Source organism: Cryobacterium sp. TMT1-66-1, assembly GCF_004403435.1.
Taxonomy (GTDB): domain Bacteria; phylum Actinomycetota; class Actinomycetes; order Actinomycetales; family Microbacteriaceae; genus Cryobacterium; species Cryobacterium flavum.
On the sequence record NZ_SOGP01000009.1, the window covers coordinates 241449 to 255927 of the forward strand.

Here is a 14479-nt window from a genome sequence, read left to right on the forward strand (position 1 = left end):
ACCCACGCCACGAGCCTGTTCGTCGTATCATCATCGCTGTCGGCCTACTTACCACCGTGTCGGGTCGGCACTCCGGGGCGTCGAAGCTGGCCGTACTGGGCTCGATGAGGAGCTGTTCGAGCACCTGCACGCCTGGCCTGCCTCTGCGATGCTGGCCCGGACGATCGTGCTGTTCGCGGCATCCGTCGCCCGTGTCTGGTTAGCTGGCTGGGTCGGTGATGAAACCCTCCTCGATCATCCACTCATAGGCCACATCGGCGGGTTCGGCACCGTCGACGTCAACTTGACGGTTCATGCCGCGCAGAACCTCGTCGGTGAGTTTCGGTGATATCTCGGCGAAGATCTTTTCCAGGCCGGGGTGGGCCTTGATTGTGTCGGTGAAGAAGATCGGTGCCACGTTGTATGCCGGGAAAAATGCGAGGTCATCGGTCAGGACTGTGAGGTCGAGCGCGTCGAGGCGACCGTCAGTTGTGAAGACTTCGCCAAAGTTGCAGGCGCCGTTGTCGGTTGCGCTGTAGATGGCACCGGTGTCGTAGATGCCGATGTTGCTGTCGGGCACGCCGTTGGCGGTGCCACGTTCCAGTCCGTAGTGGGCGAGCATGGGGTTTAACCCGTCTGGCCGGGAGTTGAATTCGGACTCGACGCAGAAGGTGCGATCCTCGACCGGCAACGCGGCAAGTTCGGACATGGCCGTGATGCCGCCGAGGTCGGCGACTGCCTCACTGCGCACAGCGAGGGCGTAGGTGTTGTTCATCGGTGCCGGCGCGCCCCAGGTGACACCGTTGGTGAGGTCGAGGTCGTACACGGCCTGCCACATTTCGTTCTGGTCAGTGATTGCCTCGGCCTGACCGAGGTAGGTCAACCATGCGGTTCCGGTGTAATCCCAGAGCACGTCGGCCTGGCCAGAGAGAAGCAGCTCGCGGGCCGGCTGGCTGCCGGGCACGTTACTGAGGTCAGTGACGTCGAATCCAGCGGCGGTCCCGGCGAGCACCGCGATCTTGCCGAGCAGTAGCTGCTCAGTGAAGTTCTTGGACGTGACGGTGAGGTTGACGCCGTCGGCACCGTCGAGCGGGGTGATCGACCCGGGTCCAACCGCGGGTACATATGAGGTCGCCGGTTGCAGTCCGCAGCCGGTCAGGGCGACAGCGGACAGAGCGAGGACGCTCGTTGCTTGAGCCCAGTGGCCGACGTGTCCGCGGCGGGTGTGAAAAGAGGGGCGGTGCATCTAGAGTCCCTTCGGGCGGGCGACGTGTTCTGCTACGCGGCCGATCCAGTCGATGAGGAGGGCCAGCAGAGCCACCAATAGGGCTCCAGTGACGAGCACGGGGGTGAGACTGAGATTGACGCCGGTGGTGATGAGGATGCCGAGTCCGCCGCCGTTGACGAACGTGGCCAGGGCGGCGGTGCCGACCAGCAGAACGAGGGCGGTACGCACACCCGACAGCATCACCGGCACGGCAAGAGGGAGCTCCACGCGAAAGAGCACGGCCGTGGAGCTCATGCCCATGCCACGTCCGGCTTCGATGAGGCGGGCGTCGACCTGCTGCAGGCCAACCATGGTGTTGCGCAGCACCGGGAGCATCGCGTAAAGCACGAGGCTCAGCGTCGCCGCCCAGAAGCCGAAACCAACCCAGAACGCGAGGAGCACGACGACGCCGATCGCAGGGGCGGCTTGCCCAACATTGGCGATCGCCAGCACCGGAGCGGTCAGAAACCGCAGGGGCCGCCGGGTCAGGGCGATTCCCAAGGGAATCGCGATGACCAACACGACCACCGCGGCGAGGAGGGTGAGCTGGATATGCTGCACGGTGTAAACCCAGAGCGCGTCCGGGGCGAGTGTGGTCAGTTCGATCGGCGACAGGTTGGCCGTCAGTAGCCAGATGACGAGCGCGAGGAACGCGAGCAGAATACCGGCCAGCTGGTAGACCAGTCCCCGCCACGACCGCCATACCGCGCGGGCACGACTGACCGGTACTGCCGGCGCGGCCGGGTCGCCGGGTGTTTCGACGGCGGAGTCGCCGCCGGAAATGCCGGCTTCTGTAGTTCGGCGGCGGGTGCTCATTGACCGGCCCGCGCGTCGGCGCCGTTGCTATCGGTCTCGTTCAGGTCGGCGTCGGTGGCAGGCGCCTGCGCTTGGAACACGCCGGTGTTTAGTCCGACGGGCGCTTGGTCCGACTCGAGCACGGCAGCGGTCTGTGACCGGGTAATGGCGTCCATGACGGTCTGCACGTCGATGACGCCCTTGAACATGTCGCGGCGGCCGGTGACGAGCGCGGCTCCGGCGCTGGAGACGAGCATTGTGTCGAGTGCGTCATTGAGCGTGGCACGGTAGCCGACGACCGGAAGTTTCGGATCGGGAACGTTGCTAATGAGCTCGAGGCGGCCGAGCTTGCGGCGGGAGAGCCACTGGATGGGACGGTGACGCTCATCGACGATGACCGCGTGGCCGTGGCCGGCGTCGATGAGGCGGGCTAGGACATCCGCTGCCCGTTCGCCGGGGCTTCCCACGACGGCCTCGCCGAACCCGACCTCTGCCACCCGGGTGAGGGTGAGCTGTTTGAGGCCGGCGCCTGACCCGATAAAGTTTTCGACGAATTCGTTGGCCGGGTCGCCGAGGATGCGTTCCGGGGTGTCGTACTGTTCGAGCTGGGCGCCCTCGTTGAAGATGGCGATCCAGTCGCCGAGCTTGACGGCTTCGTCGAAGTCGTGGGTGACGCAGACGATGGTCTTCTGCAGTTCTTCCTGGATGTTGAGCAGTTCGTCCTGCAGGCGCAGGCGGGTGATCGGGTCGACGGCGCCGAAAGGCTCGTCCATGAGTAGCACGGGCGGGTCGGCCGCGAGGGCGCGCGCCACGCCGACGCGTTGCTGCTGGCCGCCGGAGAGTTCCTTGGGGTACCGGTTTCGGTAGAGCACCGGGTCGAGGGAGACGAGCTCGAGGAGTTCGTCGACCCGCGCCGCGATGCGGGCCTTGTCCCAGCCGAGCATTTTCGGCACCAGGCCGATGTTGGTGGCCACCGTCATATGGGGAAAGAGCCCCCCGGCCTGAATGACATAGCCGATGCCTCGGCGCAGGGTATCGCCGTTCATGTTGGTGACGTCGTCACCGTCGACGACGATGCGGCCCTCGGTCGGTTCGATGAGTCGGTTGATCATTTTCAGGGTGGTGGTCTTGCCGCAGCCCGAGGGGCCGACGAGCATGACGATCTTGCCGGCCGGGATCTCCATGGTCAGACCATCGACCGCGGGGCGCGCCTGGCCGGGGAAACGCTTAGTGACGTGGTCCAGCAGGATGTTCGCACCGGTGATGCCTGTCGGGGAATCTTCGGTGCTGGTGGATTCTGCGCTGTTGGATGCAATGAGTTCAGACACGGATACCTCGGGGTGTGGTCAGGCGGCCGAGGCCGACGAGAAGGAGGTCAAGAATAAGGGCGAGCACGACAACGCCGATGACGCCCGTCATCACCGACTCGAGGGAGTTGGCGCCGCCGAGGCGAGACAGGCCGGAGAAGATGAATCCGCCCAGGCCTGGGCCGAGGGAATATGCGGCGATCGCGGCGATTCCCATGACCATTTGAGCGGATACCCGAATGCCTGTGAGGATGATTGGCCACGCCATGGGCAGTTCTACCTGCAGGAGCGTGCGGAACCGGCTCATGCCAATGCCGCGGGCGGATTCCACGATCGACGGTGCGATACCCGATAGGCCCACGACCGCGTTGCGCAGAATGGGGAGGGTAGCGAAGAACGCTACGACGATGACGGCAGGAACGACGCCGAAGCCGAGTGGCGCGATGAGCAGCCCGATGAGCGCGAACGATGGGATGGTCAGGCCTATGGCCGACACGGAGTTGGCGATCCCGGTGAGCGCGGAACTGCGGTAGACGACGGCGGCCAGCACGACGGCGATGACAGTCGCCAGGATCAGGCATTGCACGACGAGGCTAAAGTGCTGCCAACTGCTGAACAGGATCTGCTCATACTGATTCCTTACAAAATCCCACACATCAAAACCCCTTCGCTTCGATCACACATGGATTCACCGCCACCGGCACGGGGGCAACTGGAGGCGCCGATGCGGAGCTGGATGGGGACGCAGGCTGAAAGCCGTAGGCAGAGATGATTCTCCAGTCTTGCACGGCTACTGCCTTGTGGACGCAGCGAGACGCTACGGTCTAATCACGTGCGCCTGCGCCCCCGCGAATGAGGACGAGGACACTTGCATGACGCTGATCAGCACCGGGCTGCGCGTCTCCGAAGCCACGGCCTTGACCTGAGCCGACCTGCAGCTGTCCCGGCCAGCCCGCGCGGTCTGCCACGGAAAAGGACACGCAGGCTCTATCACCCCGCTAATCCCGATACCTGCTCGGACAGGCTGGCCTGGCAGAAAGAAAACCGCACTCCTGAACTCCCGCAGCACCGCGATTCATCTGTGCGACAACGCGCGGTTCGGGCCGGCGGACGGTCCGGGCGCCGTCATCAACCAATACGGGCACGTGCACGGTATCGATGGGTTGCGCGTCCCCGACACCTCGAACTGCCAACCACGCTCGTGCGCGGACCGATCGTGACCGCCGTTCTCACCGAGGAAATCGTCGCCGACTTCATCCATCGTGGGTTCGGGGGCGTGTCTCCTACTGCCTTTACCCAAATGATTATCGCTCGGAAAACGACTCCGCCACGGTAGAACGGTGGACCCGTCACGTGCCCTGCTCAGGACCGCGCCCACAATCAACGCTCCTGGTCGTCCTCTTTTCCGGCCGGGAGCGTTTCTGCATCCCGATATCATTTTCCGTTCACGTTTGCACAGCGACCCGCGTGTTTTCGGGGTTGTGCAGGCGAATGTTGAGCACTGGTTTTTCCGTACTCCCCTGCACTAAAAGACTTTTTGCTCACTACTCCTCTGCACAATAAAAAGGGGGGCGGAGTGGACGCGAAATCGATACGTTTTTCTGAGCCCGGCACGTTGACGATGCCGGAGGCTCTGTGCGATCGCGCGAAGAGGGTGTCGGCGGTTATTGCGCCGTTGTCGGCACGAGTGGTCGTCGGCAGGGCTGCCGTCGATGCAGCGTGCTGTGGTCGCGCGGTCCGGTCAAGTTGAATGCCATGGCCGCTCCAGAGGACAACTGAGCAGAAAAGACCTCGTCAATCGGTCTCCGAACCAATTGTGCAGGCGTGAACGGACATCCGTGCAATCGTGAACGGAAAATGACAGCACCGGTCGGCCGCCCGAGTACTGCGACGATGAGGGGCACAATCGCGCGGCTGCCTGGCGCGCGCGGCGCCGACTCACCGCTGAGCCCACCCGGAGCGTCCCGGACGAGACGCGTCCCGTTGACGCCGCGCGTCAGCGTGTGGGGGAACTCCACGGGCAGGTCGCCGGCATGGTTGAGCACCTCGGCCAGCAGTTGACCGCGCTCGTCGAGGAGTTGCGCACTGTCGCTGGCCCGGATGCTGCCGAGGCCCAGATCGAATCCGTCACGACGGAGGCCGCTGAACGCGTCGCCGCCGCCTCGGCGCGAGCGAGCCGCGCCGGGGAAGCTCAACGCCAGGCCGAGGCCGAGCGGGGGGAGCGGGAGCAGGCTCTCGACCGGGCGATGGCCGAGCTGACCGCTGCCTGCTCCGCAGCCGAGGTCCAAAGTACACAGGTGCAGGCGGAGCTGTCCCAGTTGCGCGAGCAGCTTGTGGTCCTACACACGCGAGTGGGGGAGGCCGAGCACGAGCGTGACGACGCCACCGCGCGCCGAGACTGCCTCTGCCGCCCGAGCTGAAGCTGAGGAACGTGCTCGAGGCGCGGTCGCCCGCGGCGACGACGAAGCAGCTCGAGCGCAGCGTGCCGGGGCCGACCTCGCCAAAATTCGGGACCAGCTCGACCAATCCCGCACCGCCCACGACACCATCCGGCAGGAGGCCAGTACGCTGCGCGAGCACCTGGCCACCGCAGCCGTCGAACGCGACGCCGCCCGGACGGATGCTGAACGGGAGCGAACCCGCGGCGAACAACGACTGAGCGACCTCCGTACCACGCACGAGTAACAACTCACCCCGCTCCGAGACGAGCTTGCCGAGCTGCGCCAGGAAACGCGCGAACAGCGCAGCCGCGCCGACCGGGCGGAAGCACGCCCCGCCCCGCAAACGGACTCCGTCGCCGCAAAGCCGGCCAAGTAGGCGGCGGGCCGTACCCGGTCCTGGCGCTTCCTGGTGCGCTCCGGTCTTCAGGCGTGGCCGCGCCGTGTGGAAGATCCTGGGAGCGAAGGTGGCCGCCCTACCGATGTTCTCGAATCTATGTTCTAATGTATGTATGGGCACAACCAGTCAAGGTCCTGGCCTCCCGCAGCAGTTCGACCAGATTTCCGCAGACAAATATCAGCCCGTCGAGTCTGCGTACCTCGATACGGATTCACCAGCGCCGATCGGCCTGACGTGGGAAGAGCGCGGCGGCGCTGGGAACCCATCACGGTGGCTACCGAGCCAATTTCTGTGCTTGCCTGGGGGCGATACCCGAAGATCAGCACGCACGTCGACGGCCACGCTCTTGCATGGACTCGCCGTGCTGTCTACATTGAATGGCAGAGCCGGGGAGTGCATCGCACTTGGGTATGGGCATCTGCGGTCGACCGGCTGTAACGCCAGATCAGGTGCCGCAGATTGGTCCCAGCTCTTGCACTTTCACGACCGAACCGGGCTAGACCTCATCATGCCGACGATGGCGGCCCGCTTGGCTAGGCACAGCTGGAAACGGAATTTGCGAACAGACGTCTTGTCGCGGTTATCCCGAATTCGGGATAAAAAGACACGTCTCCCGCCGAATGAGTAAAGGATTCGAATGGCACTCAAACAAGGAACACTGCCGGATATGCGAGAGCGGACCATGTCAATTCGCCTGATTCTGCTTTGTCAGGTCCTGACCTTGTCCGTCTGGTTCGCCTCGACTGCGGCGTTGCCGAGCATTGCGATCCTCGAACCCATTTCTAGTGCTCGAATGGCTGCGATGACCAGTGTGCTACAAGTTGGTTTCGTTATTGGCACTCTGTTCAGTGCTTTTCTGAATTTGGCAGACAGATTTGACCCCAAGAATTTCTTTGCAGCGTCGGCGGTGGCGGCGGCGGCCACAACGGCAGCCCTGCTTGTGGTGTCTCCAGCAGGAAACGAAGCGCTGGTTCTCAGGTTCGTTACTGGAATATCTTTGGCAGGAATTTACCCCGTGGGTATGCGTATGGTGGCCAGTCGGGCTACCAATGACTTGGGGAAACTTGTCGGCTTACTAGTTGGAGCATTGACAATTGGATCTGCTCTGCCCCATCTCTTCACCATAGGTGAAACTTGGGACTGGAAACTTGTTTATGCAGTCGCATCGATTGCTGCTCTGGCGGCAGCGTGCTTGGTCAGATTTGTGAAGTTGGGTCCTGCGTTTACGCGGGCCCAACGGTTCGACCCCCACGTTGCGAAAGCTGCCTGGCTCAAACGGCCAGTTCGCTTGGCAAATCTAGGATATCTGGGCCATATGTGGGAGTTATATGCAATGTGGGCATGGATCGGGATGTTCTTTCGGGCGTCCTTGGACGCGCGGGGAGTTGATCAACCGGGGCTTGCACCCGCAGCCACCTTCCTTGTCATTGCCGCGGGCGCCCTGGGGGCACTGGTCGGTGGGCGTTTAGCTGACCGATATGGTCGCACGGCTGTCACGATTTGTTCAATGGCGATCAGTGGTTCATGCGCGCTTTCGGTTGGATGGCTCTTCGGGGGGCCACCTTTGCTCATACTCGTCGTGGCCGTGGTTTGGGGCATATCGATCATTGCGGATTCTGCTCAGTTCTCAGCATGCGGCGTAGAACTGTCACCCGCAGAGTCAGTGGGCACAATGCTAACCATCCAAATCAGTATGGGCTTCGCAGTAACCCTTGTCACGATCCAATCCATGGGCTTTGTGGTCAGTCATTTGGGTTGGGGGATCGGATTCTCTATGCTCGCCGTGGGTCCACTATTTGGGTGCCTTGCCATGTGGTTACTGAGACGCGACCCAGCGTCGCATCTGCTGGCGAATGGGCGCAAATGATGCGGAGGGCAGCAGCTCTGCTCTGCGAGCGAGTTATTCAAGCAGCAGTGCGAGGCGGTCGGTATAGGCAGGATCGGGGTCAAAAAGGACCACGGCGTTCGTCGACGAGTTCCGGCGCTCCGGCTTGATCGAATAACTAGCGACGTCCGCGGATGTCGGGGCGGAGCGCCGCCGTTGAGTGCCCGCGGAGCGCGCCGAGCCAGAGACCTGTCCCGTAGGCGAGGTCGTCGGCTCGGCGTGCGATCCCGAAGCGCACGATGTCGAGTTGCGGTTTTGTGCGTCGGTAGTCGAGGACGACGTCGAGTATGGCGGCGGCGATCGTTGCCCGGCGTACCCGTCGGGAGATGATGCTGCCGAGCACCGCGATTGGCCACCAGTGCCGCGTGAGCAGGGCCATCGTCTGCGAAACCGATGCGGCGACGCCGGTGGCTGTCAGCTCGATACCGATACGCAGCGGATGCTCGTGGCGGGATAGCTTGCGCGAGATGCGCACTGCGGCAACGGCCGAAATTCCGAGGGCGAGAGGAATCGACCATGCCCGCTGGGCGAGCAACGCCACGATGACGCCGACGCTCCAGGGCGCGAGGATCGCCGGGGCGATGTTGCCTGGATGTCGGAGTGCCAGTGCGTGGCCGCCCGTGCCATAGAACGCTTTGCGCTTGGCCCAGTCGGGAAACGTGACTCGGTGTTCGTGGGCGCTCGTCGCGGCCGGTTCGTAGCGCACCCTCCAGCCCTGTTCGGCGAGTCTCCAAACGAGGTCGACGTCTTCGCCGACTCGCATACCGTCGCTGAACCCGGCGCTGAGGGCTTCGACGCGGGCTACGACGAAAGCCGTCGACACCCATGACACCCGCGCGCGCGGCCGCACCGTGGCGGGAGTCGGTCCGAGGTCGAGCGATGACCGTGCGTCCTCGTAACGAGAGATCCAATTGACCCGGGTCGATAGCTGGAGTCCGATCACTCGCGGGGCGACGAGGGCAACCCTCGGATCAGCGAAGTGCCGGAGCAATGTTGCTACAGCGCCGTCGGTGACGACCATGTCGTTGTCGACGAACACCACATAGGTCGTCTGCACCAATCGCAGCCCCGCATTACGTGCGCCGGCAGGACCCAAATTCTCGGGCAGAGCGATGAAACGGGCTCCGGCGACGGCGGCGATCTTTTTCACCTCGCTTGGATCGGGCGAAGCATCGTCGACGACGATGACCGATTTGTGTGGCCCAATGCTCGCTAGGAGGCGGTCGAGGGATTGCGGCCGACCGTAGGTTGGAATCACGTAGGTGACGTCGCTCTCATCCGCTGCCGGGAGCGTGTCGAGTACCGGATCGGCCATGCCAATTTCGAGCAGCTTGTCCACGAGGGCGCCCGAGCCGGCACGGTCGACGGCCAGGCGGTGCCCGGCGAACATGCTGGCGGCGGCCCGGGAGAGATAGATTGCGCGGGTCGGGGAGCCTCCGACCAAGGATCGGCCTTGGTCACGCACTGTGACCGTGCGGTTGAGTTCGACCGTGAAACCGGGTGGGAGCAAGGCGACGGGCGGCTTCATGTTCGATCTTCCGTGGCGACGGGTGCCGGTACTGTGCACCGGGCGGGGTCGCGGAGGCATCCGCGGGGGTCGATGGACTCGCCGAGGATCCGGCGCTGCACACCGTCGCACATCTCAGCCATGAGGGCAGCGCCGGTCGCGGCGGTGGCTCCGGTCGGGTCCCCCAAAATCCCGGTCGGCGACACCGCTCGCACGCCCTCCGACGCGAGCCGGCTAAAAAGGGCAGACATCGGCGTCGTCGTGCCCGGCACAACCGATGCTAGGTCGACCAACTTGGCGTCGAGATGCAGCAGAATCGATGTCTCGGTGATTCCGGCGTGGGCATCTCCCCGGGCAACCGCGCAGGGAGCCCAAGCGACAGTGTGACCTTCGCCCCGGAGCAGAGAAACGGATGCGGTGAGCGCAGCAAGGTTTCCGCCATGGCCGTTGACGAGCACAATGCGGCCAGCCCAGGTCGACAGGGAGCGCACCAGTTCGATAATGACCGTCGTGAGCGCTTCGGTGCCGATCGACACGGTTCCCGGAAAATTCTGGTGCTCACCGCTCGCCCCGTACTGCAGGGCGGGGGCGACGACGACGGAATGCCCCCTGATGGTCAGGTCCGTGGCGACTCGCTCTGCCACCGCCGAGGCGATTATGGTGTCGGTGGAGAACGGCAGGTGTGGTCCGTGCTGCTCCGTCGAGCCAAGGGGTACGAGCACGACTGGGGCCGGCGGCAGCGATGGCCAGGTGCTATACGCCAATTCACCATCCACTTGTGCCCCCCTCGTTCGACTTCAAGTCTGGCCCCAAAAAGTACCGGGCGCCGCCGCCATGGCGGTGACGTGGTTGCTAGTGACGTGATTATTGCCGGGTCGTAGCGTCGACGTTGCTCAGTGTCGCTCCAAGGGTGCGCGAGAACGTTGGCGGGATGTAAAAGTCTGCGGGTGAGAGCTCGTGGATTGAATCATGGCCAAGGCCGAGAACGGCCGAGTCGAGTCCGCCACGCAGAATGTCGAGTACGTTTTCGACTCCGGCCTGGCCGTTCGCGGCGAGGCCCCACAGGTAGGCGCGGCCGATCATGACCGCGCGTGCGCCGAGCGCGAGGGCCTTGGCGACGTCGCTGCCCCGACGGATTCCGCCGTCCAGCAGAATTTCCACGTCGCCGCCAACGGCTTCGACGACCGACGCGAGCATACGAATTGTCGCCGGTGTTCCGTCGAGGTTGTTGCCGCCGTGGTTGGACACGGAGATGGCGGTTACACCCGTGTCGACGGCTCGGTGGGCGTCGTCGATGCGGGTGACGCCCTTGAGCATGAAGGGTCCTCCCCAGGTTTCGCGCATCCAGGCGACGTCTTCCCAGGAGGGTGGTGGCGTCTGCATCCACTCGTAGTAGGCGCCGAAGAATGTTGGTGCAGTGCCTCCGGGAGGAGTGAGATTGGGAGCGGTGAGGTCGGGGATATGCCCGGACTTCGCGAAGCGCAGGAGCCATTGTGGGTGGGGGAGCACGTTGGGCGCGAAGTTGATCATTGCCTTCAGGCTCATCTTTTCCGGAATCTGCGGGCTGCCCCAGTCGCGACCGTTGGAGAAGGACCAATCAAGGGTGGCGATGAGTCCCTTGGCGCCGGCGGCCCGGGCCCGGTTCATTCGCTGCACCATCGATTCCCGCGATCCCGACCAGTACATTTGGAAGAACGTGTTTGGGTTGGCAGCAATTACGTCTTCAACGGGTTTGCTGGCGAACGAACTCAGGCCCATGATGGTGCCGCGGTTAGCGGATGCCCGGGCAACGGCCACTTCACCGTCGGGGTGCACGGCCTGCACACCTGTGGGGGAAATGATGACTGGCAAAGAAATGGGGATGCCCATCACGGTTGTCGTGAGGTCGCGCACCGCATGGTGCCCGGCGACATGCGGTGAGAAGCCGAGCTCGCCAAACGCTGCCATGTTGTCGTCGATGGTCAGCCCGCGCTCAGACCCCGCAACGAGGGCACCGTAGACGGAGGAGGGAAGTGCTCTCTTGGCTCGTCGCTGTGCCTCGGCAACGGTTTCGAACCATGCGTTTTTTGCCATGGGAGTTCCTGCTTTCTAGTTGTCGTTTTAGGTTCTAAAGAGTCGACTGATAGCCGGAGCGACATCGCGGTGGGTGCGCACGAGATGGGCGGTTCCATGCCCGGCAGTCGCGAGCTGCCGGCCGAGTTCGATGTCTTTCTCACCGCTCACGTCGATGAGCACGTCGAGTCGCCCCAGCCGGGCCGCGCTTTCCCGTGGATCCGGACCCGCATTATGCACACAGTCCGACAATAGGATCACGCGCGCCTCCCGTGTTGGTACCTGCGCCAGCTGACGCGCCGCGAGTTCGAGTGGGAAGGCGATGTTCGTGAGTCCGCGGGCGGGCATCTGCAAGATGGAATCGAGCAGATCCATCGGCTTCACCTCCCGGCCGAGACCGAGCAGGATGGCTGCGTCCGACCAGAACGCGATGACGGCCAGGGAGTCGTGCTGGAGTTCACCCGCGAGGGCACCGACCGTCGCGGCGGCGGTCTGCACTCGCTCGCCTTTCATTGATCCGGACACATCAACGAGCAGCACCACCGACCGGCGGGTGCGAATGCGCTCCCGCACGATGATGTCTTCGTCTTCCGGAATTGGGTGTTCGGCGAGCATCTCGATTGTGCGATCGAGATCGATTTCGTCCGACCCGGCCCGGTAGGGCAAACTCGTGAGCTTGCCCGACCCGCGGTGCGCCAGCGAGTCTGTTCTTGGTCGGGGGATAGCCAGCCTCGCAGCTATCTGCCGGGCTCGGGCGCGCACGCTGGGATCGATGCCGACCACATCGGTGCCACCGAGCACTATTTCACCTATTTCGTCGGTGTTTCCCGCTTCAGTGGTGCCCGGAGACGATTTGGGCGCGGGACCGCGCCCAATTGTCTGCGCGCGCAACACCATGCCTGCGCTCCCCGCGCCGCCGGGCTCAAAGACCACCGGATCCTCCGTGAGCTGTTTCGGCTTGCGACCCAACGCGGTTCTGGCCCGTTTCTGGCGGTCCGGCCTCGAAAGGGGTGTATCCGCTTCGATCTCCCTTCAACCCGGCTCGGCAATGGCCGGTTCCAGAATGAAATGGTCTTCCCAGATCTGTCGCAACACGCGCTCGGGCGTGCTTTCCGCGGCCTCGTCGAGGTGGATGCGGCCGGACAGGGAGACGGTCATGGCATCGTAGACGAGTTCTTTGTAGCCGTCGTCGTGCGGTGACCTGAGGTGTCGAAGCAGTGCGAGTTGCAGCGCGACGAGGACACAGTCAATTGCGCCGCGCACGCTGCTTCCCTGGCGTACATCCGGGTGACGCCTCGTTGCCCGGGTGACGGATACCGCGTCGATAACGAGGCGATTGGCGAGATCACCGTCGGCCTGGGTGCGAAGCGTGACGATTCCGCGTTCGGCTGGCTCATCCTGATAGCCGATCGCGAGTCGGTTCAACCGGTCGTGCACGCTCGTCGACAACCGCGTCGTGCCGACGTTGTCATAGGGGTTCATCGACGCAACTACTCGGAAGGTCGGCGCCGCGATGATGGTGCCGACCCGGGGCACCGCGATGGCACGATCAGCCATCGCGGCGAGCAGTGTGTTGAGGGTGTCTTCCGGTGCCCGGTTGAACTCCTCTATATAGAGGAACCCGCCGCGTTGCATCGCTTCGATGAGGGGCCCAGCCACGAAGTTGTCGGAGCTATAGTCCTCCCGCAGCACCCGCGCGGGATTGTGGTGACCAACGAGTTTGGCTGGGGTGAGGTCGGCATTTCCCTCGACGAAGAGCAAGGGGATACCCCATTCTTCGGTGATGGCTTTCAGTATGGTGGTTTTGCTAGTCCCCGGCGGCCCCTCAAGTACGATGTCGCGGCTGGCTGCGACGGCCGCGAGCGTCAGTTCGAGCTCACGCTCCCGGCCGACGAGGTGCGCGGCTACCCGTTTCTGGGTGTCGACGATGGTACTGGTGGGTGCCACGTGTTCTCCTTCATCTGGAACAGGGCTGGTTTACTTGATGGATGCTCCACCGTCGACCGGGATCTGGCCTCCGCTGACGTAGTAGGACTGGTCGGAGGCGAGCCAGGCGACCGCGTTCGACACGTGGATTGGCTCGATCCAAGCCTTGCCCATAGGGTTCAGCCCGGCGAAGGCGGGTTCGGCATCCTCGGCCTGAGGATCGTCAAGGTCTGGGCGGAACAGCTTGTAGGTGTTGCTGTTCTTCACCATCGTCGTGTCGATCGAGTTCGGGTGGATCGTGTTAACCCGAATTCCGTGAGGACCGAGTTCATTGGCGAGTACCTTCATCAGGCCGACGATGCCGTGCTTGGTAGTCGTATAGGCGGCGACGTTGGCGAGTCCCTTGAATCCGGCCAGTGAGGAGATAATAATGACCGAGCCGCCGGCACCGGATGCGATCAGATGGTCGGCAGCGGCTTTGTAGGTGTGCCAGACCCCGGTCAGGTTAATGTCCATAAGGTCTTTCCAGGACTGCTCTTCGATCTTCTGGGTGTCCGATCCGAAGGTGAAGATTCCGGCGTTGGCGACGACGATGTCGAGCCGTCCCAGTTCTGCGACGCCCTCATCCACGGCCTTGGTCAGCGCGTCGATATCGCGCACATCCGCCTGTTTCGCCACGATACGCCGGTCGAGAGCTTCGACCTGCCGTGCGGTCTCCGCCAGGTCCTCGGCGGTTGCTGGCTCATAGAATGTGGTGACGCTGTCGACGCCCTCGCAGAGGTCGATCGCGATGATGTCGGCGCCCTCCTGCGCCAGGCGAATGGCGTGGCTTCTGCCCTGCCCTCTCGCTGCGCCGGTGATGAAGGCGACTTTGCCGTCGAGGTTTCCCATGTCTGTCTCTTTTCTTCCGTATGTGGCGGTGC

14 protein-coding genes are annotated in these 14479 nt (G+C 63.6%); 4 read left to right on the forward strand and 10 right to left on the reverse strand.

What is annotated here, in order from left to right; genetic code table 11:
* Positions 1 to 199 precede the first annotated feature (199 nt).
* The 4 genes from E3T29_RS07010 to E3T29_RS07025 are packed head-to-tail and all read right to left on the reverse strand — an operon-like array spanning position 200 to position 4003.
* Positions 200 to 1225 (reverse strand): glycine betaine ABC transporter substrate-binding protein, encoded by a 1026-nt coding sequence (locus E3T29_RS07010; protein WP_134344799.1) that lies wholly within the window; start codon positions 1223 to 1225, stop codon positions 200 to 202.
* A complete protein-coding gene (locus tag E3T29_RS07015) occupies positions 1226 to 2062 on the reverse strand; it encodes an ABC transporter permease (protein ID WP_134344800.1) in 837 nt (278 codons plus the stop codon).
* Positions 2059 to 3369, reverse strand: a complete 1311-nt coding sequence (locus E3T29_RS07020; protein WP_134344801.1) for an ATP-binding cassette domain-containing protein — start codon at positions 3367 to 3369, stop codon at positions 2059 to 2061. The genes E3T29_RS07015 and E3T29_RS07020 overlap by 4 nt, the downstream gene beginning before the upstream one ends.
* A complete protein-coding gene (locus tag E3T29_RS07025) occupies positions 3362 to 4003 on the reverse strand; it encodes an ABC transporter permease (protein ID WP_134344802.1) in 642 nt (213 codons plus the stop codon). The genes E3T29_RS07020 and E3T29_RS07025 overlap by 8 nt, the downstream gene beginning before the upstream one ends.
* Before the next feature lie 352 nt (positions 4004 to 4355).
* Here E3T29_RS07025 and E3T29_RS20670 point away from each other — a divergent pair, with 352 nt between their 5' ends.
* From E3T29_RS20670 to E3T29_RS07045, 4 genes are all read left to right on the forward strand, one after another.
* Positions 4356 to 4568, forward strand: coding sequence for a GMC oxidoreductase (locus E3T29_RS20670; protein WP_370449131.1), 213 nt, complete (start codon positions 4356 to 4358; stop codon positions 4566 to 4568).
* A gap of 813 nt (positions 4569 to 5381) precedes the next feature.
* On the forward strand, positions 5382 to 5768 hold the full coding sequence (locus tag E3T29_RS07035) for a hypothetical protein (protein WP_134344803.1): 387 nt from the start codon (positions 5382 to 5384) through the stop codon (positions 5766 to 5768).
* Positions 5722 to 6033: a hypothetical protein gene (locus E3T29_RS07040; protein ID WP_134344804.1), complete on the forward strand. Its 312-nt coding sequence runs from the start codon at positions 5722 to 5724 to the stop codon at positions 6031 to 6033. The genes E3T29_RS07035 and E3T29_RS07040 overlap by 47 nt, the downstream gene beginning before the upstream one ends.
* Positions 6034 to 6823: 790 nt before the next feature.
* Entirely contained in the window at positions 6824 to 8053 is a 1230-nt protein-coding gene (locus tag E3T29_RS07045) for an MFS transporter (RefSeq protein WP_198417725.1), read from the forward strand.
* Between the two features lie 136 nt (positions 8054 to 8189).
* Here the strand turns inward: E3T29_RS07045 and mftF are convergent, their stop codons facing one another.
* From mftF to E3T29_RS07075, 6 genes are all read right to left on the reverse strand, one after another.
* The gene (mftF, locus tag E3T29_RS07050) at positions 8190 to 9599 is read right to left on the reverse strand and encodes a mycofactocin biosynthesis glycosyltransferase MftF (protein ID WP_134344805.1); all 1410 of its coding nucleotides are present in this window, start codon (positions 9597 to 9599) and stop codon (positions 8190 to 8192) included.
* The gene (gene mftE, locus E3T29_RS07055; RefSeq protein ID WP_134344806.1) at positions 9596 to 10354 is read right to left on the reverse strand and encodes a mycofactocin biosynthesis peptidyl-dipeptidase MftE; all 759 of its coding nucleotides are present in this window, start codon (positions 10352 to 10354) and stop codon (positions 9596 to 9598) included. Before mftE ends, mftF begins: the two co-directional genes overlap by 4 nt.
* Before the next feature lie 88 nt (positions 10355 to 10442).
* Positions 10443 to 11651 carry a pre-mycofactocin synthase MftD gene (gene mftD / locus E3T29_RS07060; RefSeq protein ID WP_134344807.1) on the reverse strand — a complete coding sequence of 403 codons (1209 nt, stop codon included), beginning with the start codon at positions 11649 to 11651 and terminating at the stop codon, positions 10443 to 10445.
* Positions 11652 to 11678: 27 nt separating this feature from the next.
* Positions 11679 to 12431 carry a VWA domain-containing protein gene (locus E3T29_RS07065; RefSeq protein ID WP_198417726.1) on the reverse strand — a complete coding sequence of 251 codons (753 nt, stop codon included), beginning with the start codon at positions 12429 to 12431 and terminating at the stop codon, positions 11679 to 11681.
* Positions 12432 to 12662: 231 nt separating this feature from the next.
* Positions 12663 to 13577, reverse strand: coding sequence for a MoxR family ATPase (locus E3T29_RS07070; RefSeq protein ID WP_134344809.1), 915 nt, complete (start codon positions 13575 to 13577; stop codon positions 12663 to 12665).
* A gap of 30 nt (positions 13578 to 13607) precedes the next feature.
* Positions 13608 to 14447, reverse strand: a complete 840-nt coding sequence (locus E3T29_RS07075; protein WP_134344810.1) for a mycofactocin-coupled SDR family oxidoreductase — start codon at positions 14445 to 14447, stop codon at positions 13608 to 13610.
* Positions 14448 to 14479 lie beyond the last annotated feature (32 nt).

Bases quoted from the DNA above. Each gene is read 5' to 3' on its own strand.
- mftD (WP_134344807.1), bottom strand. From the start codon at position 11,651: ATGGCAAAAAACGCATGGTTCGAAACCGTTGCCGAGGCACAGCGACGA.
- E3T29_RS07010 (WP_134344799.1), bottom strand. From the start codon at position 1,225: ATGCACCGCCCCTCTTTTCACACCCGCCGCGGACACGTCGGCCACTGG.
- E3T29_RS07015 (WP_134344800.1), bottom strand. From the start codon at position 2,062: ATGAGCACCCGCCGCCGAACTACAGAAGCCGGCATTTCCGGCGGCGAC.
- E3T29_RS07075 (WP_134344810.1), bottom strand. From the start codon at position 14,447: ATGGGAAACCTCGACGGCAAAGTCGCCTTCATCACCGGCGCAGCGAGA.
- E3T29_RS07035 (WP_134344803.1), top strand. From the start codon at position 5,382: ATGGTTGAGCACCTCGGCCAGCAGTTGACCGCGCTCGTCGAGGAGTTG.
- mftF (WP_134344805.1), bottom strand. From the start codon at position 9,599: ATGAAGCCGCCCGTCGCCTTGCTCCCACCCGGTTTCACGGTCGAACTC.
- E3T29_RS07045 (WP_198417725.1), top strand. From the start codon at position 6,824: ATGGCACTCAAACAAGGAACACTGCCGGATATGCGAGAGCGGACCATG.